We start from the raw sequence: 19,442 nt of genomic DNA on the forward strand, positions 1-19,442 counted from the left end.
ATGAGCCTGGAGCACCGGGGCTCGCCGCTGGGCCGGCGCCTCCTCGGCATCGTCTTCGTGGCGGTGCTCGGCGCCGCGCTGAGCCTGGCCGTGTTGCAGTACCGGAAGGTCTTCACCCCGGTCGCCTGGGTGACCCTGCACACGGCGCAGACCGGGATGCAGCTCAGTCCCGGCGCCGAGGTGAAGCTGCGCGGGGTGCCGATCGGCGACGTACGCGAGATCGACAGCGACGGGAGGCGGGCCCGGCTGCGGCTGGCGCTCGACCCGGACCGGATCGGGCAGGTACCCGCCGACGTCACCGCCCGGCTGCTGCCGAAGACCCTCTTCGGCGAGCGGTACGTGGCGCTTGTCGCCCCGCCCGGCTCCACCGCCGGAGCGCTCCGGGCGGGTGCGGTGATCAGCCAGGACCGCAGCCGCAACGGCGTCGAGCTGGAACGGGTACTCGACGAGGCGCTGCCGCTGCTCCAGTCGATCCGGCCCGACCAGCTGGCCAGCACGCTCGCCGCGCTGGCCACCGCGCTGGAGGGCCGGGGCGAGCAGCTCGGGCGGACCCTGGAGAATCTCGACGCCTACCTCACCGAACTCAACCGGGAGTTGCCGGCGCTCACCGAGGACGTCCGGCGGCTCGCCGCCGTGCTCGACTCCTACGACGCGGCTCTGCCGGACCTGCTGGCGATCCTCCGGGACGTCACCCCGACCGCCCGGACCGTCGCCGACCAGCGGACCCAGCTCGCCGCCTTCCTCGCCGAGTCGACCGACGCCGCCGACGTGGGCCGGCTCTTCCTGGACCGGCACGGCGAGCAGGTGATCCGGCTCGGTGAGCTGGGCCGGCCGGTACTCGAACTGCTGGCCGCCTACTCACCGGAATACCCGTGCCTGATGCGGGGACTGGTCGGGGCGCAGCCGCTGGCCGAGGAGGTGTTCCGCAACGGCCGGATGCACGTGACCCTGGAAGTGACCCGGGACAACGGCGGATACCAGCCCGGCCGGGACGCCCCGGTCTACGGCGCCTCGACCGGGCCGCAGTGCCGGGAGCTGCCGCGCCCGACGCCCCCCGCGCCCGAGGTGCGGATCGAGGACGGCTACGACCACGGCGGCTCCCGCCCCGGCCCGCTGAAGCTCCCGGTCGGCAAGCCGGCGGCCGGCACCGGCCCGGGCGGTGCTTCCGACGGCGCTTCCGGCGGGGCTTCCGGTGCCGGCGACCCACCCGCGATGGGTTCCGCCGGCACCGAGGAGGAGCAGAACCTGCTCAAGCCGATCATCGGGGCGGCCACCGACACGCTGCCGGCGGCGGTGCCGGACATCGCGGTCCTGCTCTGGGGTCCGCTGCTGCGCGGAGCGGTGGTGAACGTCCGATGAGCCGGGTGGCGGTGCGCCGGGTGCCGGTCGGCCCGCTGGTCAAGCTGGTCGCCTTCGCGGCGGTGACGCTGCTGCTCACCGGGCTGCTCGGCCAGGCGCTCGGCTCCTTCTCGTTCGGCGGCACCGGTTACCGGGCCCGGTTCACCGACGTCACCGGCCTGCTGCCCGGGGACGACGTGCGGATCGCCGGAGTGAAGGTGGGCCAGGTCGACGGGATCCGGGTGGTGCGGGACAGCGTCGCCGAGGTGACCCTGAGGCTTACCGAGGAGGTGCCGCTGCGCAGCACCGTCCAGGCGAAGATCCGCTACCGCAACCTGATCGGCCAACGCTACGTCGCGCTCGCCGAGGGACCCGGCGGCGGCGCCCCGCTGCCGCCGGGCGGGCTGATCCCGCTCACCCAGACCACCCCGGCGCTGGACCTGACCACCCTGTTCAACGGGTTCCGGCCGCTGTTCACCGCGCTGAGCCCGGAAGACGTCAACAAGCTGGCGTACGAGATCATCCAGGTGTTGCAGGGCGAGGGCGGTACGGTCTCCAGCCTGCTCGCGCACACCGCCTCGCTCACCAACACCCTCGCCGACCGGGACGCGGTGATCGGCCGGGTGGTCACCAACCTGAACTCGGTGCTGGCCACGCTCGACGCCAGGGACGCCGAACTCGACCAGACGATCCGGTCGCTGCAACAGTTCGTCTCCGGGCTGGCCGGCGACCGCGAGGCGATCGGTGCCGCCCTGGTCAACCTCGGCAAGCTCACCGGCAGCACCGCCGCGCTGCTCGCCGACGCCCGGCCCGCGCTCGCCGCCGACGTGACCGAACTCGGCGAACTCGCCGGCACCCTGAACCGGAACTCGGCGGTCATCGACGGCACCCTCGGCCGGCTGCCCGACCGTTACGAGGCGCTGACCCGGGTCGCCTCGCACGGCTCCTGGCTCAACCTCTTCGTCTGCGACTTCGACGGCCGGCTCAGCCTCGGCGGCCAGTCCGTCAACCCGGCCACGTTCAGCTCCCAGGCCGCCCGCTGCGCCGGACCAGGAGGTGCCCGGTGAAACCCTTCCGGGAACGCAATCCCGTCGCCGTCGGCGTGGTCGGCCTGGTGGTGCTGACCGGCCTGCTGCTGACGGCGTTCCGGCTCGACGACCTCAGCACGCTCGGCGACCGGGCGTACGCGGCGGCGTTCCGGGACGCCAGCGGGCTGGCCGAGGGAAACGAGGTCCGGGTCGCCGGGGTACGCGTCGGCGAGGTGACCGAGGTGGAACTGGCCCGCGACGGCAGCACCCCGTACGTCCGGGTGCGGTTCCGGGTCGACGACGGCGAGCTGCGGCTCGGCCGGGAGACCGGTGCGACCATCCGGATCAAGACCGTGCTCGGCCAGAAGTACCTGGCGCTGGCCCCGGCCGGGCCGGGCCGGCTCGCCGAGGAGGCGGAGATCCCGCTCTCCCGGACGGCGTCGCCGTTCGACGTGATGCAGGCGGTCAGCGGGCTGGCCGGCACCTTCGACGAGATCGACACCGCGCAGTTGGCGACCGCGTTCACCACCCTGGCCGAGACCTTCGCCGACACGCCCGGCAGTGTCCGCTCCTCGCTGGACGGGCTCTCCCGGCTCTCCCGCACCGTCGCCAGCCGGGACGCCGAGCTGCGCGAACTGCTGGAACGGGCCCGCGGCGTCACCGACGTACTGGCCGACCGGGACGAGGAGTTCCGGCAACTGGTCGCGGACGGGACGCTGCTGCTCGACGAGGTGCACCGGCGGCGGGACGCGATCCACCAGCTGCTGGTCGGCACCCGCGACCTGTCGAGCCAGCTCTCCGGGCTGGTCGCCGACAACCGGGCCACCCTGGAGCCGACACTGCGCCGGCTGCGCGGGGTGGTCGCCACCCTGCAACGCAACCGCGACAACCTGGAACGGACGTTGCAGACCATGGGTCCGTTCCTGGACGCCTTCACGAACGTGCTCGGCAACGGCCGGTGGTTCGACTCGTACCTGCGCGGGCTGCTCCAGCCGTACGTGCCGACGGGAGGTCGCTGATGCGCCCCTTCTCCACGCGCCTGCCCCGGGCCGGCGAGGATGTGCCGAGCCGCCGCCGCCGGGCGCTGCTCGCCGCCGGGGTGACCGTGCTGCTGGCCGCCGCGACCGCGTTCGTGGTGCTGCACCAGGGCAGCCCGCAGCGTCGCCTCGTCGCGCACTTCGCGCGGGCGGTCGGCATCCACCCCGGCTCCGACGTACGGGTGCTCGGGGTGCGGATCGGCGAGGTCGTCTCGATCACCCCGAGCGGGCGTACCGTCCGGCTGGAGCTGCGCTACGACGCCCGGCACGACGTACCGGCCGACGCGTCGGCGGTGATCGTGCCGCCGAGCCTGGTCAGCGACCGGTACGTGCAGCTCACCCCCGCCTACGCGGGCGGTGCCCGGCTGGCTGACGGGGCCGAGCTGCCGGTGGACCGGACGATGGCGCCGATGGAGATCGACGACATCTACCGGGCACTCGACGAGTTCAACCGGGCGCTCGGGCCGGAAGGCGCCAACGCCGACGGCGCGCTCGACGAACTGCTCGGCACCGCCCGGGCCAACCTGGCCGGCAACGGCGACAACCTGCACGACACCCTGGAGGGGCTCTCCCGGGCGTTGGACACCCTCGCCGTCGGCCGGCAGGACCTCTTCGGCACGGTGGCGAACCTGCAACGGTTCACCACCGCGCTGGCCCGCAGCGACCAGCAGGTGCGCGCGTTCAACTCCGGGCTCGCCGACGTGGCCACCCAGCTCGCCGCCGAGCGGGACGACCTGGCCGCCGCGCTGCGCAACCTGGCCGCCGCGCTCGCCGAGGTGACCCGGTTCGTCCGGGACAACCGGGCGATTCTGAAGTCCAACGTGGACGCGCTGGCGGACGTGACGAACGTGCTGGTCCGGCAGCAGAAGGCGCTGATCAGGATCCTGGACGTGGCACCGTTGACGCTGTCCAACCTGAACCTCGCCTACAACGCCCGCTCCGGCACCCTGGACACCCGGGCCAACCTGCTCGGCCCGTACGACCCGGCCGCGTACGTCTGCGCGAGCCTGGCCGACGCACTGCCGGCGCCGAAGGTGCCGAAGCGCTGCTTCGAGCTGGCCGAGACGCTCAACCTGAAACGTCTGCCGCTGCCGGAGGAGCTGCGCAAGCTGCTCAACCTGCCGCCCTCGGGCAAGCCCGCCCCGGTCACGCCGGAGCCGGCGGGGACCGGCGAGGACGGCACCGGCAAACCGGTACCCGGGGTGCCCGGCCCGGAGGCGTCGCTCGACCGCACCCTCGGCGGCATCCTGCGAGGTGTCCGATGAACCGGCCACCCTCCGCACAGCGCCGTTCGGCCGGGCGAGCCGGGCGGACGGCACGGCGGGCGGTCGCCACACTCGCGGCGGCGGTGCTGGTGGCCGCGGCCGGGTTGGCCGGCTGCACCGTGCCGGACCTGGCCGACCTGCCGCTGCCCGGCGGCGCGCCGAGCGAGCCGTCCTACCAGGTCACGGCCGAGTTCGGCGACGTACTCGACCTGGTGCCGCAGGCGTCGGTGAAAGTCAACGACGTCACCGTAGGCAGCGTGCGGCAGATCTCGCTGCGCGGCTGGACCGCACTGGTCCGGCTGGACATCGACCGGACGGTACGGTTGCCCGGCAACGCCACCGCCGCGGTCCGGCAGACCAGCCTGCTCGGCGAGAAGTACGTCGCACTCGCCGCCCCGGTCACCGAGCCGCCGGCCGGACAGCTCGGCGACGACGCGGTGATCCCGCTGGCCCGGACCAAGCGGTCGGCCGAGGTCGAGGAGGTGCTGGCCGCGCTCGGGCTGCTACTCAACGGCGGCGGGCTGGCCCAGCTCAAGACGATCAACCAGGAACTCGCCGCCGCCTTGCAGGGCCGGGAACCGGCCGCCCGGGACGCATTGCGCCAGTTGGAGACCTTCGTCGCCGGGCTGGACCGGCAGAAGGCGGACCTGGTCCGCGCGGTGGAGGCCCTGGACCGGCTGACCGGCCGGCTGGCCCGGCAGCGTGCCGTGATCGGCGACGCGCTCGACGCGCTCGACCCCGGCCTCACCGTACTGGCCGAGCAGCGGGAACAGCTCAGCGCGGCGGTGACCGCCCTCGGCGAACTGGGCCGGGTAGGTGCCCGGGTGGTCACCGAGAGCCGGGAGGATCTGGTGGCGAGCGTACGCGCGCTGCAACCGACGCTCGAACAGCTCGTCCGGGCCGGCGACGCGCTGCCGAAGTCACTCGACTTCATGCTGTCGTACCCGTTCCCGCCGAACGTCACCGGAGCGATCGTCGGCGACTACATCAACCTGGCGGTCACCGCCGACCTGGACGCCGCGACCATCCTGGCGAATCTCTTCTCGGCCAAGCCGGTGGCGAAACCGCCGTCGAGGACCCGCCCCGGCGGCAGCACCGGCGGCAACCGGCCGGGCGGTGCGACCGGCGGCGGGCAGCGGCCCGGCGGCGGCGACGGGCGACCCGGCGGGGTCGGTCCACTGCTTCCCGGCGTGCTGCCACCGGTCTGCCTGCCGGTCGGCGGGCTGCTGCCGATCGACTGGCTGCCGCCGCTGCTGCCCGAGTGCGAGCTGCCGGAGGACTGCGAGCTGCTCCGCCCCGGCTCGCTGCTGCCGCCGGGCGGGCTGCTGCCACCGGGCGGCGTGGTGCCGCCCGGCACGATCTTCCCGCCCGGCACCAAACTGCCGCTGGGCACCATCCTCTCCCCCGGCTGCCTGCTGCCGCCGCCGGACGGGGCGACGCAGGGGCAGACCGGCGGGCTGCTCGACGTACTCGGCGGGGGGTTGCTGAGATGATCGGACGTACCGCCCGGCTCCAGGTGCTCGCGTTCCTGATGGTCAGCGTGCTCGGGATCAGCTATGTCGCGATCCGCTACGTCGGGCTCGGCGACCGGCTGCTCGGGCACGGCTACCTGGTGCACGCCGACTTCGCCGACGCGGGCGGCATCTTCCCGAACGCGTCGGTCGGCTACCGGGGCGTACCTGTCGGCCGGGTCGACTCGGTCGACCTGCACGACGGGGCGGTCCGGGTCACGCTGCGGCTGGACGAGGGGGTGCGGGTACCCGACGCGCTGCGGGCGGTGGTCTCGCAACGTTCCGCCGTCGGCGAGCAGTACGTCGACCTGCGGCCGGAACGCGACACCGGGCCGTGGCTGCGGGACGGCGCGGTGATCGGCCGGGACCGGACCGGCGTCCCGCTCGCCCCGGAGACCCTGCTGGCCAACCTGGACGCGCTGGTCCGCTCCATCGACCCGGACGACCTGGCGGTGGTGATCGACGAGCTGGGTGTCGCCTTCGAGGGCAACGAGGCGGCACTGCGGCGGATCCTGGACGCCAGCGGCGCGCTGCTGGCCGAGGCGACGGTACGGCTGCCGGAGACGGTGGCGCTGATCCGGGACGGGCGCACGGTGCTGCGTACCCAGCAGGAGTCCGCCGAGGCGCTGCGTCGCTGGGCGGACGGGCTGGCCCGGCTCGCCGAGACGGTCCGGGCGGCCGACCCCGACCTGCGGCGGATCCTCGCCGACGGGCCGCCCGCCGCCACCGAACTGGTCGGGCTGCTGCGCGACCTGGACCCGTCGATCGGCACCCTGCTGGGCAACCTGGTCGCGGTGAACGGGGTGGCCGCCCGGCGGCTGCCCGGCATCGAGCAACTGCTGGTGGTCTATCCGCTGGTGGTGGACGGCGCGTTCACGGTCACGCCCGGCGACGGCAGCGTCCACTTCGGACTGGTACTCAACGTCGCCGACCCGCCCGCCTGCGTCTACGACGGCTCGGCCGAATGCACCTCGGCGGAGGCGGCGCGCGGTTCCAGCGTCCGGGGCAGCGCGGCGGCGCCCCGGCCCGGCGGCACCGACCCGCCGCCGCCGCGCCCCGGCGGGCCCGCCCTGGCACCGCCGGACGAGCCGGACGGCGACGACACCCCACCGGTCTCGCCGGCCACGGTAGCCGGCTACGACCCGGCGACCGGGCTGGCGCTCGGCCCGGCCGGCGGCCCGCTCTCCTTCGGCTCCACCGGCGGGCAGTACCGACTCGCCGGCGATCAGTCCTGGAAGCAACTCCTACTCGCCGGCCTCGCGCCATGACCGACCCGAAGGCCGACCGATGGCAAGCGGTGAGGAGCCGACCGATGGGAAGCGCTGAGGAGCCGACCGATGCGAAGCGGTGAGGAACGCAGGTTGAAACTGGTCAGGGGAACAGTGACGGACGAGTCGAGCACGGCGGGCGTACCCGGGCGGGGCGACGGGCAGGGACGCGGCGCGACCGGCGCGGCCCGCCGGTCGGGCGAGGCGACCCGGCAGCCGGCCCGGGGCGCGCGGACGACGCCCCGGCGTACGGTGACCCGCCGGGTCCCGGCCGCCAAGGACCCGGTCGAGGAGATCCTGGAACGGCTCGACCAGGAACCGGTCCACGGGCCGGCGGAGGAGGAGACGGAGGCGCCGGAGGCGGCTGCGGCTGCGGGTGCGGGTGCGGGTGCGGGTGCGGGTGCGGGTACCGGACCGGGTCGGCGGTGGCGGGCGACGACGGTCGGGCTGGTCGCCGCGCTCTGTGTGACCCTCGCCCTGGCCGGGTTCTTCGGCAACCAGTGGTGGCAGGACCGGGCGGTCACCAACGCCCACGCGCAGGCGCTGGCCGCCGCGCGGCAGACGACTGTCAACTTCGTCTCGGTCAGCGCGTCCAGTGTGGACGGCGACCTGCAACGGATCACCGCCGGAGCCACCGGTGAGTTCAAGGAGGAGTTCGTCCGGGGCCAGGCCAAGGTCCGGCAGGCGGTGCTGGAGAACAAGGTCGAGTCCAGGGGTACGGTGCTGCGCGCCGGCCTGCTCTCCGGCGACCGGCGGCACGCGGTGGTGCTGGTGGCGATGGACGCGACCGTCAAGAACGTGAACGCCCCGGACGGACGGCCCGCGCACTACCGGATCCAGGTCGACCTGACCAGGGACGGCGACTCCGACACCTGGCTGGTCTCCCGGCTCCAGTTCGTCGGCTGAGCAGAGGAGTTCCCGATGCGATCGATCGCCACGCTCGCCCGACGGCTGCGCCCCCGGGGCCGTACCGTCGAGAAGCCGGCCGCCGACGCTGTCGAACGCGACACCGATGCTGTCGAACGCGAGGCCGATGGCGCGGGGCGCGACGCCGATGGCGCGGGGCGCAAGGCCGACGGTGCCGCTTCGACGCGGCGCCGACGGTATGCCGGCTCCCGGCTGCACCTCGCGCTCGCGGTCGCCACCGTGCTCGCCGCGACGGCCGCCGGCACCGCCTGGTACGCCCAGCACCGGGCGGAACAACGCGATTCCGCGGTACGCCAGGCGCTGGCCACCGCCGCCCCCGCCGCCAAGGCGATCTTCTCCTACGACTACCGCAGCTTCGACGCCAGCGTGGCGAACGGGCGGGCCTTCGTGACCGGCCCCTTCGCCGACGAGTACGCCGAGACGACCTCGGCGCTGAAGTCGACAGCCGTCGCCGAGCAGGCGGTGGTACTCGCCGAAATCTCCGCCAGCGGCGTGATCCGGGCCGAGGCCGCCGAGGTGGAGTTGCTGGTCTACCTGAACCAGTACCGGCGCAACGCCAACACCGACGGCGAGAAGGTCGACCAGAACCGGGTGGTCCTGGAACTGCGCCGGGTCGGCGGGGAGTGGAAGGTGGCCCGCGCCACCGCCATCTGAGCCTCTCCGGGGCGGCACTCGTCCGGCCGTTGACCCCGGCCGGTGCCGGCGGCGGAAGTGTCGGTGGGGTGGTGCACCATGCCGGGCGTGTACTTCTGCTACCGCTCGCATTACGACGGGCCGCTGAGCAAGCACGTCCGCCACCTGCCCGGGGTGCGGGTGCTGGACTGGTTCCGCCAGGGCTGGACCGTCGAGGACCCGGAACAGTGGGTCGAGGACCAGCTCGGCGTCGACGTCTACGGACTGGAGTCGGTCTTCGAGGAGGCGGCGGTGCGGCAGCTCCCCCCGCCCCGCGACTGGCGGGAGCTGCACGAGCTGCTGGCCGAGCACCTCTATCTCGAGGGGGAGCCGGAGACCCATCTGCGGGTCACCGAGCACTCCGTGCGGGCGTACACCGACGACGACGAGGTCGAGTTGGCGTACTTCCTGCTCGACGACGAGGTGGTGGCCGCCGAGCCGGAGCGACTGGCCTACCTGTTCCAGTCCTGGCCGCTGCCCGCCGAGGTGACCGTGCCGGACCGGCCCGGTGCCACCTTCGTGCCGGCGGTGCCCGCCCGACCGGCGCTGCCACCCGCCGGTGGCCCCGGCGACAGCTACGCGGTGCTGCTCACCTTCTACGACGGTGCGTCGATCGCCACCACCCCGCCGCAGGTGTTCCCCGGGGTACGCCTGCCGGGGCTCGCCGCCCGGCTCCGGGACGGGCTGGCCGCCTCGGGCGAGCCCGATCCGGACTGGCCGCCGGAGTTGAAGGTGCTGTCGGCGCTGGTCGGGCCGGCCGACGAGTCGATCGAGCCGGGACTGCGCCGGGTCAACGACTGGCCGGGCTTCCAACTGTCAGTCTGCGAGCCCTGGCCCGACCTGCCCGACCGCACCGACAGCAGCGGCAGCAGCCACAGCGGCGGCAGCGGGACCGACAGCGGCAGCGACAGCGGCACCGTCGGCGGCAGCGACTTGGTGCGGGCTCGCCGGGCGGCGTTGCCGGCGGTCCGCGACGACCGGCACCCGGAGCGCTCGATGCTGCTCGTCTCGGCGCACCTCGCCCAACTGGCCATGCACGTCGACGAGGTATTCGGCTACCAGCAGTGGTTCCTCTTCGACGACCTGTGGGCCGCGAGCCACCCCGACCTGGCCCAGTCCCTGCTGCGCTACGCGAGCCAGTGGGATCCACTCGGCTGACCGGTCGCCGAGGTGCCGCTGTGGGTTCGGCGCTCTCGGATGTCAGTCCGGCGGCTCCGGGGTGGCCGGCTGCTGCTCGGTGGGCGCCGGCTGCTCCAGGGTGGCCGTCTGTTCCGGGGTCACCGTCTGCTCCGAGGTACGCCGTTCCAGGAACGAGTCCGGGGCGGCCGCCGCCTCGGCGATCCGGCGCTCCGCCTCCGTGGTGCCGGGGTCGGACTCGGCCAGCGCCGCCGCCCCCGCCTCGCGGGCGTCGGATTCCGCCAGCACCGCCGCGGCCTGCGCCTGCGGGTCGTCGCTGCCCACGGACTCCTCCTCCGGCAGCAGGTGGGCCCGATTCTCGACCCGGTCACTCGGCTCTTCGCTCATGCCGCGATCCATACCCGAACCGTTCCGTGGTTAGTCGCGCCGATCGCGGCTACTGCCGGCGCGCCGGCCGAGCAGCCGCCCGGGATCCCCGGGTCGGCCCGGACGCCCGGCTGGGGATTCACCGGAAGAGGTCGGCCGGGACGGCGTCGGCGAGCATCCGGTAGCCGACCGGGTTGAGGTGCAGGTGGTCGCCGCCGTCGGCGACCGGCAGCAGCCGGCGGGGGTCCGCGGGGTCCCGGACGGCGGCGTCGAAGTCGGGCACGGCGTCGAACCGGTCACCGGTACGGATCCACCGGTTCACCGCCTGGCGGGTGTCCTCACGGAGCCCGGCCGGGTCGTCGTACCCGTCGTGGCCGCCGAACGGCGTCAGCGTGCCGCCGTACACCCGGATGCCGTGCGCGTGCGCCCGGGTGACGATCTGGTCGTACGCGGTGACCAGGTCCTCGGCGACCGCCCGCTGGGCGGCACCGGTGGGCTCGGCGGTGCCGATGTCGTTGACTCCCTCGAAGACCACCAGCCAGGCGACTCCGCTCTGCGCGAGTACGTCCCGGTCGAGCCGGGACAGTGCGTTCGGCCCGAGCCCGTCGGCGAGTACCCGGTTGCCGCCGGCCGCCTGGTTGAGCACCGCGACGTCTGCGGTCGGGGCGTACCCGTGCAGTCGGTCCACGAGCTGGTCGGGCCAGCGGTCGTTTCCGTTGGTGGTGGAGCCGCGCCCGTCGGTCAGCGAGTCACCGAGCAGTGCCGCGCCCCGGGATTCGGCGCCGGCCGGCACCTCCAGGCCGCCGAGCAGATACCAGTGGTCGACCGGGGTGGCGTCGGGCAGCGCCGGTGCCGCGACATGGTTGCCGCGCAGCAGGTAGGAGGTGGTCCGTGAGCCGGGATGCGAGGTGATCTCCTGCGACGCCTGCCCCGGGCCGAGATAGAGCGTCACGGTGACGTTGGCGCGGGCCGGCACCGCGATGTCGACCGGGTCGGAGACGAGCTGGGCGCCGACCGGGACGGTCACCGAGGCGCGACCGCTGAACGTCACCGGCCGCGCGCTGTCCGGGACGATCGCGTCGGTCCCGGCCCGGCCGCCCGCCGGCAGCGCCACCGTGGCGGCGGTGACCGGCAGCGGTGCGCCGCCGAACGCGTTGGAGAGGCGCAGCCGGATCCGCGTCCCGCCCACCGAGATCCGGACGGTCTGCCGGAGCGTGGTGTCGGCCAGCGCCCGGCCGTGCCCGGTGAACGGTGGCGGCGGCATGTTGTCCGGTTCGGTGAGCTGCGGCATGCACGCCCAGCTCGTCGCCCAGCCGCGCAACGTCACCAGGCTGGGCAACGGCCACCTCCGGGTCGTGTCGGGCCGTCCGGTCCCCTGGCCGGGACACCCACGGGTACGGGTTCGACTGCCGACAAATATAGGGGGCGGCTCGCGTCACCATCTCCGCGTACGGCAGGTCACCCCTGGGGCCAGTTGCGCAGCACGGTGTCCACGGCGTCCACGGTCCTGGCCCAGGATTCGTCGATCGGGCGGGGATGGTGCCGGAAACCGCCGGCCCGTTCCAGGCTGACGTAGCCGTGGAAGGTGCTGTTCAGCATGCGTACCGCGTCGGTCTGGTCGGGTTCGGCCAGCCGGTAGCCGCGCAGGATCGCCCGGGTCAGCTCCGCGTGCCGACGGGCCGCGTCGGCTGCCGCCGGTTCTGTCTCCGGGTCGAGATCCAGCTGCGCCGCCGCGTACCGGCCGGGGTGCTGTTTCGCGTAGCTCCGGTAGGCGTCGGCGAAGGCGGCCAGCGCGGCCCGCCCGGCCCGGCCGGCGAGCGCGGCGCCGACGGAGTCGGCGAGTTCCGACAGGGCCAGGGTGGCGACCCTGACCCGCAGGTCGCGGACGTTCCGGAGGTGGGAGTAGAGGCTGGCGTCCTTGACGCCGAAGCGGCGGGCGAGTGCCGAGACGGTGACGTTCTCGAAGCCGATCTCGTCGGCCAGCTCCGCCGCTGCCACGGTCAGCCGCTCGGCGGTGAGCCCCGCTCGTGCCATGTGCCACACCTCATACCTAGGATCGTTATTCGTTTACCTAGGGCTATTAGGCTAGATCCTATGCTATCTCTGACCGAGTCCGCCATCCGCGCCTCCTTCGTCAACTGCACCAAGGGCGAGACGAAGCGCCTCGCCGTGCCGAGGGACCTCGACCAACAGCCCTGGCACGACCTCGACTTCTTCGGCTGGCGGGACCCCGCCGCCGACGGACGGGCCTACCTGGTCGCCGAATCCGGCGGCGAACTCGTCGGCGTGGCGTTGCGGGTGGCCACCCAGTCAGGGCGGGCCCGGCGCAGCATGTGCTCGCTCTGCCTGACCACCCACACCGGGGACGGGGTCTCGCTGATGACCGCGCGCAAGGCAGGGCGGGAGGGCCGGCAGGGCAACTCCGTCGGCGCCTATCTCTGCACCGACCTGGCCTGCTCCCTCTATCTGCGGGGCCGGAAGGACGCCGGGCGACGGCTCGACGAGACCATCACGCTGGCGGAGAAGATCGAACGCACCAGCGCCAACCTCGCCGCCTTCCTGACCAGGGTCGCCAGCTGACCTGGTCGGCAGCTGACCTGGTCGGCAGCTGACCTGGTCGCCGGCCGGACCGGACGCCGGCCGGACCGGGTCAGATCAGAACGCGCGACCGGGGTCAGCCGTTGCCCGCCGGGTCAGCGGCTGCCGGCCCCGGGTCAGCGGTTGCGGGCCGTCCGGGAGGCTGGGGATCTGCCCTTGAGGTGCCGCCCCAACTCCCGGGCGATCTCCCGGTTGGCGTCACGTTCGGCCAGGGCCTGACGCTTGTCGTACGACCGCTTGCCTCGGGCCACCCCGATCTCGACCTTGGCCCAGCCGTTCGAGAAATACAGCGCCAGCGGCACCAGGGTCAGCCCGGGATCACGGATCCGGTCCAGGATCCTGGCGATCTCGACCCGCCGCAGCAGCAGCTTCCGCATCCGCCTCGGCTGGTGGTTCGTCCACGTCCCGTAGGCGTACTCGGCGATGTGCAGCCCGTAGAGCCAGAGTTCGCCGTCTCGCTCCTGGGCGAACGCGTCGACCAGCGACGCCTGCCCGGCCCGCAGTGACTTGACCTCCGTGCCGCGCAGCACGATCCCCGCCTCGTACGTCTTCAGCACCGCGTACTCGTGCCGCGCCTTCTTGTTCGAGGCGATGAGCCTGCGCTCGACTTCCCTGGACGCGACGACCTCCCCAGCCTCTGCCCCGGCACGGCTCCCGGGGCACCCGGACGTGCGGGCAGCCAGACTATACGCACAGCTCAGCGGCGGATCGACAGAATTTTCCCGGCCGTACCCGGCGCTCGGCAGGCGCGGCCGGCCGGGATCCGGATGGGATAATGCGTCGATGCCCGCCGCCGACCCGACGCAGACGACCCCCACGACGCGGACGACCCCCACGACACGGACGACGCGGACGACGCACGTCCTCTTCGACTTCTTCGGCACCCTGGTCGACTACTCCGCCAGCCGCACCGAGCAGGGTTATCCGGGCTCGTACGCGCTGCTCCGCCAGCTCGGCGCCGGCCTGGACTACCCCGGCTTCCTGGCCACCTGGTCGGAGTGCTGTGCCGAGTTCGACCGGCGCAGCGACGTCGACGAGTCCGAATTCTCGATGACCGAGGTCGGCACGGCGTTCCTGAGCAGCGTCCTGGGCCGGCGACCCGCCCCGGCGGAGGTCGACCCGTTCGTCCGGGAGTACGTCCGCGAGTGGAGCACCCGGGTGCGCTACCTGACCGGCATGGCCGAGCTGCTCACCGGGCTGTCCCGCGACTACCGGCTGGCGGTGGTCAGCAACACGCACCAGCCGGGCCTGGTGCCGGGCCAGCTCAACGCGATGGGGCTGGCGGGACACTTCGATACCGTGATCACCTCGGTCGAGCTGGGCTGGCGCAAGCCACACCCGCTGATCTACACCGCCGCGCTGGACGCCCTCGGCATCGACGCCGACTCGGCCGTCTTCGTCGGCGACAGCTACGGGCCTGATTACGTCGGACCCGAGCGAGCCGGCATCCCGGCGTACCTGATCGACCCGGAGCGCCGGACCCCGGTGCCGGAGCCGTGCCGGCTCGACTCGGTCTTCGAGCTGCCCGGCCGGCTGCGCGCCCGGCGGGCCGACGACGACCGGCTCGCCGGCACCGCCCGCTGACCGGCCGCGCCGCCGCCGTCCGCTGCCCGACCTCCGCCGCCGGCTCCGCATCCGGCCTCCGCCGCCGCCCCGCCCTGGTCTCCGCTCCCGCTGCCGCTGCCGAGAATCAGGACTCGGATTCGGGTACGCAAACCGTCAGCGCGCCCGGTGCGACCCGGGCCTTCAACCGGCTGACCTGGTCGCGGGCGCCGCCGTCCAGCTCGTAGGTCATCGGTTCGGCGAACCGGACGTTGATCTTCCGGCCCCGGGTAATCCGGACTAACGGCGACGAGTCGGACCGCCCGACCGCCATCCGGCCGAGGGTACGCATCCAGTCCAGCACCCCGCTGGCGGTCGCCACCCCCACCTCCAGGCAGCCGTCGTCGGGCTCGGCGTCGTCGAAGGCCGGGATGCCGCCGGTGATCGTGCCGACATTGCCGAAGAGTACGCAGCTCGCCTCCCCCTCGAACCAGTCGGCGCCGTCGACCCGGATTCGCATCCGGGTCGTCTCGCTGCGGACGTGCCGCAGCCCGGTCCAGATGTACGCCAGCCGGCCGAGGCGATCCTTCAGGTCCCGGTCGGCGTCCTGGATCATCTCCCCGTCGAAGCCGGCGCCGGCCATCACCGCGAAGTGTTCGCCGCCGACCCGCCCGAGGTCGAGCCGCCGACGCGGCCCGGTCAACCCGATCCGGACCGCCTCGGCCAGGTCCTCCGGGATGCCGAGGTTCGTGGCGAGCAGGTTCGCCGTGCCGGCGGGCAGGATCGCCAGGGTCGCGTCCGAGCCGGCGAGCGCGTCGGAGCAGCGCTGCACCATACCGTCCCCGCCCCAGACGAAGACCAGCTCGGCACCCTTGTCCAGCGCCTTGCGCACCTTTTTGGGCGCCTTGCGGCTCTTGGGCACCTCGTACCAGAGCAGGTCGTCGATCCCGGCGCCGCGCAGCCGGGAGCGGAGTTCGTCGAGCCCGCCGCCGAGGGACTTCTTGCGGTGCGCGACGACCGCGACCCGGCCCACCCGGGCCGGGGTCGCGACGGCGGGCTCGGCGGCGGGCTCGGCGGTCAGCATGCTGGTCATGGACGGTGTCTTACCCAGCGGCGCGGACCACCAAGCAGCAGCTCAGAGGGTACGCGCGAGGCGCTCGGCGAGCAGTCGGGTGAACCGGGCCGGGTCGCCGAGTTCACCGCCCTCGGCGAGCAGCGCCATCCCGTAGAGCAGCTCGGCGGTCTCGGCGACGGCCGGGTCCTCGCTGCGCTGCCCGTGCGCCTCGCGCAGCCCGCTGACCAGTGGGTGCGTCGGGTTCAGCTCCAGGATCCGCTTGACCGTCGGCATGTCCTGCCCCATCGCCCGGTACATCTTCTCCAGCGTCGGGGTCATGTCCTGGGCGTCGCCGACGATGCAGGCCGGGGAGGTGGTCAGCCGGGACGACAGGCGTACCTCCTTGACCTGGTCGGCGAGCTGGGTGGTCAGCCAGCCGAGCAGGTCGGCGAAGTCCTTCTCCTGCTGCTCGCGCTCGGCACCGGCGGTCTCCTTCTCCTCGTCGGTGTCAAGATCGACCTGCCCCTTGGCGATCGACTGGAATTTCTTACCGTCGAACTCCGGCACCGCCGAGACCCACATCTCGTCGACCGGGTCGGTGAGCAGCAGTACCTCGTAGCCCTTGGCCCGGAACGCCTCCATGTGCGGCGAGTTCTCGATCATCGTGCGGGACTCGCCGGTGGAGTAGTAGATGTCGGTCTGGCCGTCCTTCATCCGCTCGGCGTACTCGGCGAGGGTGGTCAGCTGCTCCGGGTCGTTCGTCGATGCGAACGAGGAGATCTCCAGGATCGTCTTCTGGTTGTCGAAGTCGTCGAGCAGGCCCTCCTTGACCGCCCGGCCGAACTCCGACCAGAAGGTCTGGTAGCGCTCGGCGTCGCCGGCCTGCATCTCCTTGACCGTGGAGAGGACCTTCTTGACCAGGCGGCGACGCATCAACTGGATGTGCCGGTCCTTCTGGAGGATCTCCCGGGAGATGTTCAGCGACAGGTCCTGGGCGTCCACCACACCCTTGACGAAACGCAGGTACTCCGGCATCAGCTCCTGGCAGTCGTCCATGATGAAGACCCGCTTGACGTAGAGCTGCACGCCGCGCTTGGCACCGCGCATGTACAGGTCGAACGGGGCGCGGGACGGGATGAAGAGCAGGCTCTCGTACTCGAAGGTCCCCTCGGCCCGCATGTGGATGGTCTCCAGCGGGTCGGACCAGTCGTGGCTGAGGTGCCGGTAGAACTCCTTGTACTCGTCTTCCTTGACGTCGTCCTTCGACCGGGCCCAGAGCGCCTTCATCGAGTTGAGCGTCTCGGTCTCGGTGGTCGTCTTGCCGTCGTTGTCGGTCCGCTCGACAGCCATCCGGATCGGCCAGGCGATGAAGTCCGAGTACCGCTTGACGATCTCCCGGATCTTCCACTCGGCGGTGTAGTCGAAGAGCTGGTCCTCGGAGTCCTCCGGCCGGAGGTGCACGGTGACCGAGGTGCCCTGCGGGGCGTCGTCGACGGTCTCGACCGAGTAGGTGGCGCCGCCGTCGGACTCCCAACGGGTCGCGGTGGACTCGCCGGCCCGCCGGGTCAGCAGGGTGACCCGGTCGGCGACCATGAAGCTGGAGTAGAAACCGACCCCGAACTGTCCGATCAGATCCTGCGAACCGGCCGCGTCCTTGGATTCCTTGATCTTCTCGAGGAGTTCCGCCGTGCCGGACTTGGCGATGGTGCCGATCAGGATGACGACCTCGTCCCGGGACATCCCGATGCCGTTGTCCCGGACGGTGAGGGTGCGCGCCTCGCGGTCGACCTCGATCGTGATGTGCAGGTCGGAGGTGTCGACCGCCAGCTCCTTGTCGGCGAACGCCGCCAGCCGCAGTTTGTCCAGCGCGTCCGAGGCGTTGGAGATGAGTTCCCGCAGGAAGATGTCCTTGTTCGAATAGATCGAATGGACCATCAGCTGGAGTAGCTGACGCGCCTCGGCCTGGAACTCGAAAGTCTCGGTCCCGGTGCTCATGTGATCCTCCACGACAATGCCCACTGCCCCCGACAACGCCAGCGCCGCCGGTGATCGTTTCCGGTGATGCGCTCCGGATAGCCGGCGCCATACTAATTGACCCACCGCCGCCACCGGTCGCCGACCGGCGACCCGGCGCCGGCCCGGCTGGCGGGCTGGCTGGCTGGCTGGCTGGCTGGGGGGAATATGCCCGCCGGCCGTGATACCACGGTGTCATCGTGATGACAGGGTGGTATCACGGCCGAGCGACATGTCCCTGCCAGCCCAGGGACGGGCGCAGGGCCCGCCCGGCGCGGCCGGGCGGGCCCTGCGTTCCAGGTCAGGGACGGACGAAGGTCACGTCCGGGTGTCGGGGCGACGGGTCCCGCAGCAGGGGCTGCGGCCGACCGCTCAGGTGCTGGTCGAAGAAGGCGGTCAGGTAGGCCCGCATCGACCCGACGATCCGGTCCGGGTCCACCGTGCCGAGCGCGTCGAGGACCAGGCCGGGTGGCAGCGGGTACGCCTCGGCGAGCGGCGGCACCAGCACCTGGTAGTCGGTGAAGGTGAAGTGCTCACCGTCGGCCACGTGGAGATCCAGTTTCCAGCCGGTGGAGTTGGCCCAGAACTGCGCCCAGTCCTCGGCGTGCTGGTGGGTGTGCGGCACTCCACGACTCTCCCCCGCCCCCATCAGCAGGAACGGTCGGTCGAGTCCCCGGTGCACCACGTCGCCGAAGTCCCCCGCGGAGAAGCTGAACGCCAGGCTGCCGTCCATGTCCACCCCGGCGTCCAGCCGGCGGTCCGACAGCATCGTCTCGGCCGCCGTGAAGCCGCCGGCCGAGTGGCCGAACATGCCGGTCCGGGACAGGTCCAGCCCGGCGCCGAGTCCGGCCGGCAGCCGCCGCTGCCCGGCGTCCGGGTTGCCGCCCCGGGCGAGCACGGCGAGCCGGTCGAGGACGAACCGGGTGTCCCGGATCCGGGTGTCGAGCATCCGGTGGTTCAGCTCGGTGGGATCGATGTCGGGCAGCCGCTGCACCTCGACCCGCCCGCCGGGAAACTCGACCTCCGGCGTCTCGTAGGTGTGGTCCACGGTCACCACCACGTACCCCTGGCTGGCCAGTTCGGTCACCAGCGTCGTGCCGAGGGCACGGGGAACCCCGCCGCCGGGCGAGAAGAGGATGACGGGGTGGCCGCCGCGCCGGTGGCGTACCGGCACTCCGGTGCGGGCGTGGGTGACGGTTCCGGCCCAGTCGACCCGACCGGGTTCGAGTCCGAACTGCGAATCGGTGCGCTCGGCGAAGTGCCGGCCGGCCAGCGGCGGCAGGTACGGCGCCGGGTGCCCGCCGTGGGCGGTCGACGCCGGGTACCAGAGGCTCACCATCAGCTCTCTCGGCCGGCCGTCGTCCGACCACGGGTCGGTGCGGTCCTGGTCGACCAGGTGCAGTTCGGTGCTGCCGACCGGGTACGGGCCGGTCGGTGCGGGCAGGCTCAGCCGCAGCGGTGCTGTCGGCGGCGGTTCGGTCCGGGCTGACGCGGCGGGCGCGGCGGCCGGGACCGACACGGCCAGCAGCCCGGCGAGTCCGGCGAGCAGCAAGCGTCGAGAAGGTTTTCGCATACCGGCAGCCTGGCCCGGAGGCGGCCCCGGCCACATCTGTCGATGGTGGCTTACCGACCCCGAAAAACCTCAGGGGTCAGCACGTCAACTATCGGGTCCACGACATTGTCACC

At 72.7% G+C, this 19,442-nt stretch carries 18 protein-coding genes; 11 read left to right on the forward strand and 7 right to left on the reverse strand.

From position 1 onward, the window contains the following. The 9 genes from O7626_RS16645 (at nt 1) to O7626_RS16685 (ending at nt 10,204) form a co-directional block, all read left to right on the forward strand. Nucleotides 1-1,359, forward strand: a complete 1,359-nt coding sequence (locus tag O7626_RS16645; RefSeq protein WP_278062081.1) for an MCE family protein — start codon at nt 1-3, stop codon at nt 1,357-1,359. Further along, entirely contained in the window at nt 1,356-2,405 is a 1,050-nt protein-coding gene (locus tag O7626_RS16650) for an MlaD family protein (protein ID WP_278062082.1), read from the forward strand. Before O7626_RS16645 ends, O7626_RS16650 begins: the two co-directional genes overlap by 4 nt. Then, a complete protein-coding gene (locus O7626_RS16655; RefSeq protein WP_278062083.1) occupies nt 2,402-3,385 on the forward strand; it encodes an MCE family protein in 984 nt (327 codons plus the stop codon). Before O7626_RS16650 ends, O7626_RS16655 begins: the two co-directional genes overlap by 4 nt. Next, complete coding sequence (locus O7626_RS16660) at nt 3,385-4,668, forward strand: MCE family protein (RefSeq protein WP_278062084.1); 1,284 nt, start codon at nt 3,385-3,387, stop codon at nt 4,666-4,668. Before O7626_RS16655 ends, O7626_RS16660 begins: the two co-directional genes overlap by 1 nt. After that, a complete protein-coding gene (locus O7626_RS16665; RefSeq protein ID WP_278062085.1) occupies nt 4,665-6,161 on the forward strand; it encodes an MCE family protein in 1,497 nt (498 codons plus the stop codon). Before O7626_RS16660 ends, O7626_RS16665 begins: the two co-directional genes overlap by 4 nt. Next, nucleotides 6,158-7,447, forward strand: a complete 1,290-nt coding sequence (locus tag O7626_RS16670; RefSeq protein ID WP_278062086.1) for an MCE family protein — start codon at nt 6,158-6,160, stop codon at nt 7,445-7,447. The genes O7626_RS16665 and O7626_RS16670 overlap by 4 nt, the downstream gene beginning before the upstream one ends. Before the next feature lie 69 nt (nt 7,448-7,516). Next, complete coding sequence (locus O7626_RS16675; RefSeq protein WP_278062087.1) at nt 7,517-8,353, forward strand: hypothetical protein; 837 nt, start codon at nt 7,517-7,519, stop codon at nt 8,351-8,353. A gap of 15 nt (nt 8,354-8,368) precedes the next feature. Beyond that, nucleotides 8,369-9,028 carry a hypothetical protein gene (locus O7626_RS16680; RefSeq protein ID WP_278062088.1) on the forward strand — a complete coding sequence of 220 codons (660 nt, stop codon included), beginning with the start codon at nt 8,369-8,371 and terminating at the stop codon, nt 9,026-9,028. Between the two features lie 78 nt (nt 9,029-9,106). Beyond that, entirely contained in the window at nt 9,107-10,204 is a 1,098-nt protein-coding gene (locus O7626_RS16685) for a hypothetical protein (RefSeq protein ID WP_278062089.1), read from the forward strand. A gap of 42 nt (nt 10,205-10,246) precedes the next feature. Here the strand turns inward: O7626_RS16685 and O7626_RS16690 are convergent, their stop codons facing one another. The 3 genes from O7626_RS16690 to O7626_RS16700 all read right to left on the reverse strand — a co-directional run bounded on the left by O7626_RS16690 (nt 10,247) and on the right by O7626_RS16700 (nt 12,583). Next, nucleotides 10,247-10,570, reverse strand: coding sequence for a hypothetical protein (locus tag O7626_RS16690; RefSeq protein WP_278062090.1), 324 nt, complete (start codon nt 10,568-10,570; stop codon nt 10,247-10,249). A 118-nt stretch (nt 10,571-10,688) separates the two neighbouring features. After that, entirely contained in the window at nt 10,689-11,888 is a 1,200-nt protein-coding gene (locus tag O7626_RS16695) for an SGNH/GDSL hydrolase family protein (protein ID WP_278062091.1), read from the reverse strand. Between the two features lie 119 nt (nt 11,889-12,007). Beyond that, nucleotides 12,008-12,583 (reverse strand): TetR/AcrR family transcriptional regulator, encoded by a 576-nt coding sequence (locus O7626_RS16700; protein WP_278062092.1) that lies wholly within the window; start codon nt 12,581-12,583, stop codon nt 12,008-12,010. Nucleotides 12,584-12,643: 60 nt separating this feature from the next. Here O7626_RS16700 and O7626_RS16705 point away from each other — a divergent pair, with 60 nt between their 5' ends. After that, nucleotides 12,644-13,129 carry an FBP domain-containing protein gene (locus O7626_RS16705; protein WP_278062093.1) on the forward strand — a complete coding sequence of 162 codons (486 nt, stop codon included), beginning with the start codon at nt 12,644-12,646 and terminating at the stop codon, nt 13,127-13,129. A gap of 134 nt (nt 13,130-13,263) precedes the next feature. On the opposite strand, the gene smpB is transcribed toward O7626_RS16705, so the two are convergent. Beyond that, entirely contained in the window at nt 13,264-13,830 is a 567-nt protein-coding gene (gene smpB, locus O7626_RS16710; RefSeq protein ID WP_278066185.1) for an SsrA-binding protein SmpB, read from the reverse strand. Between the two features lie 100 nt (nt 13,831-13,930). On the opposite strand from smpB, the gene O7626_RS16715 reads away from it, so the two are divergent. Continuing rightward, complete coding sequence (locus O7626_RS16715) at nt 13,931-14,731, forward strand: HAD family hydrolase (protein WP_278062094.1); 801 nt, start codon at nt 13,931-13,933, stop codon at nt 14,729-14,731. A gap of 106 nt (nt 14,732-14,837) precedes the next feature. Here the strand turns inward: O7626_RS16715 and O7626_RS16720 are convergent, their stop codons facing one another. The 3 genes from O7626_RS16720 to O7626_RS16730 form a co-directional block, all read right to left on the reverse strand. Then, nucleotides 14,838-15,782: a diacylglycerol kinase family protein gene (locus O7626_RS16720; protein WP_278062095.1), complete on the reverse strand. Its 945-nt coding sequence runs from the start codon at nt 15,780-15,782 to the stop codon at nt 14,838-14,840. A gap of 42 nt (nt 15,783-15,824) precedes the next feature. After that, nucleotides 15,825-17,738 (reverse strand): molecular chaperone HtpG, encoded by a 1,914-nt coding sequence (htpG, locus tag O7626_RS16725; RefSeq protein ID WP_278062096.1) that lies wholly within the window; start codon nt 17,736-17,738, stop codon nt 15,825-15,827. A 319-nt stretch (nt 17,739-18,057) separates the two neighbouring features. Then, on the reverse strand, nt 18,058-19,329 hold the full coding sequence (locus O7626_RS16730; protein ID WP_278062097.1) for a lipase: 1,272 nt from the start codon (nt 19,327-19,329) through the stop codon (nt 18,058-18,060). Nucleotides 19,330-19,442 lie beyond the last annotated feature (113 nt).

This window comes from Micromonospora sp. WMMD1102, assembly GCF_029626265.1.
Lineage (GTDB): Bacteria > Actinomycetota > Actinomycetes > Mycobacteriales > Micromonosporaceae > Plantactinospora.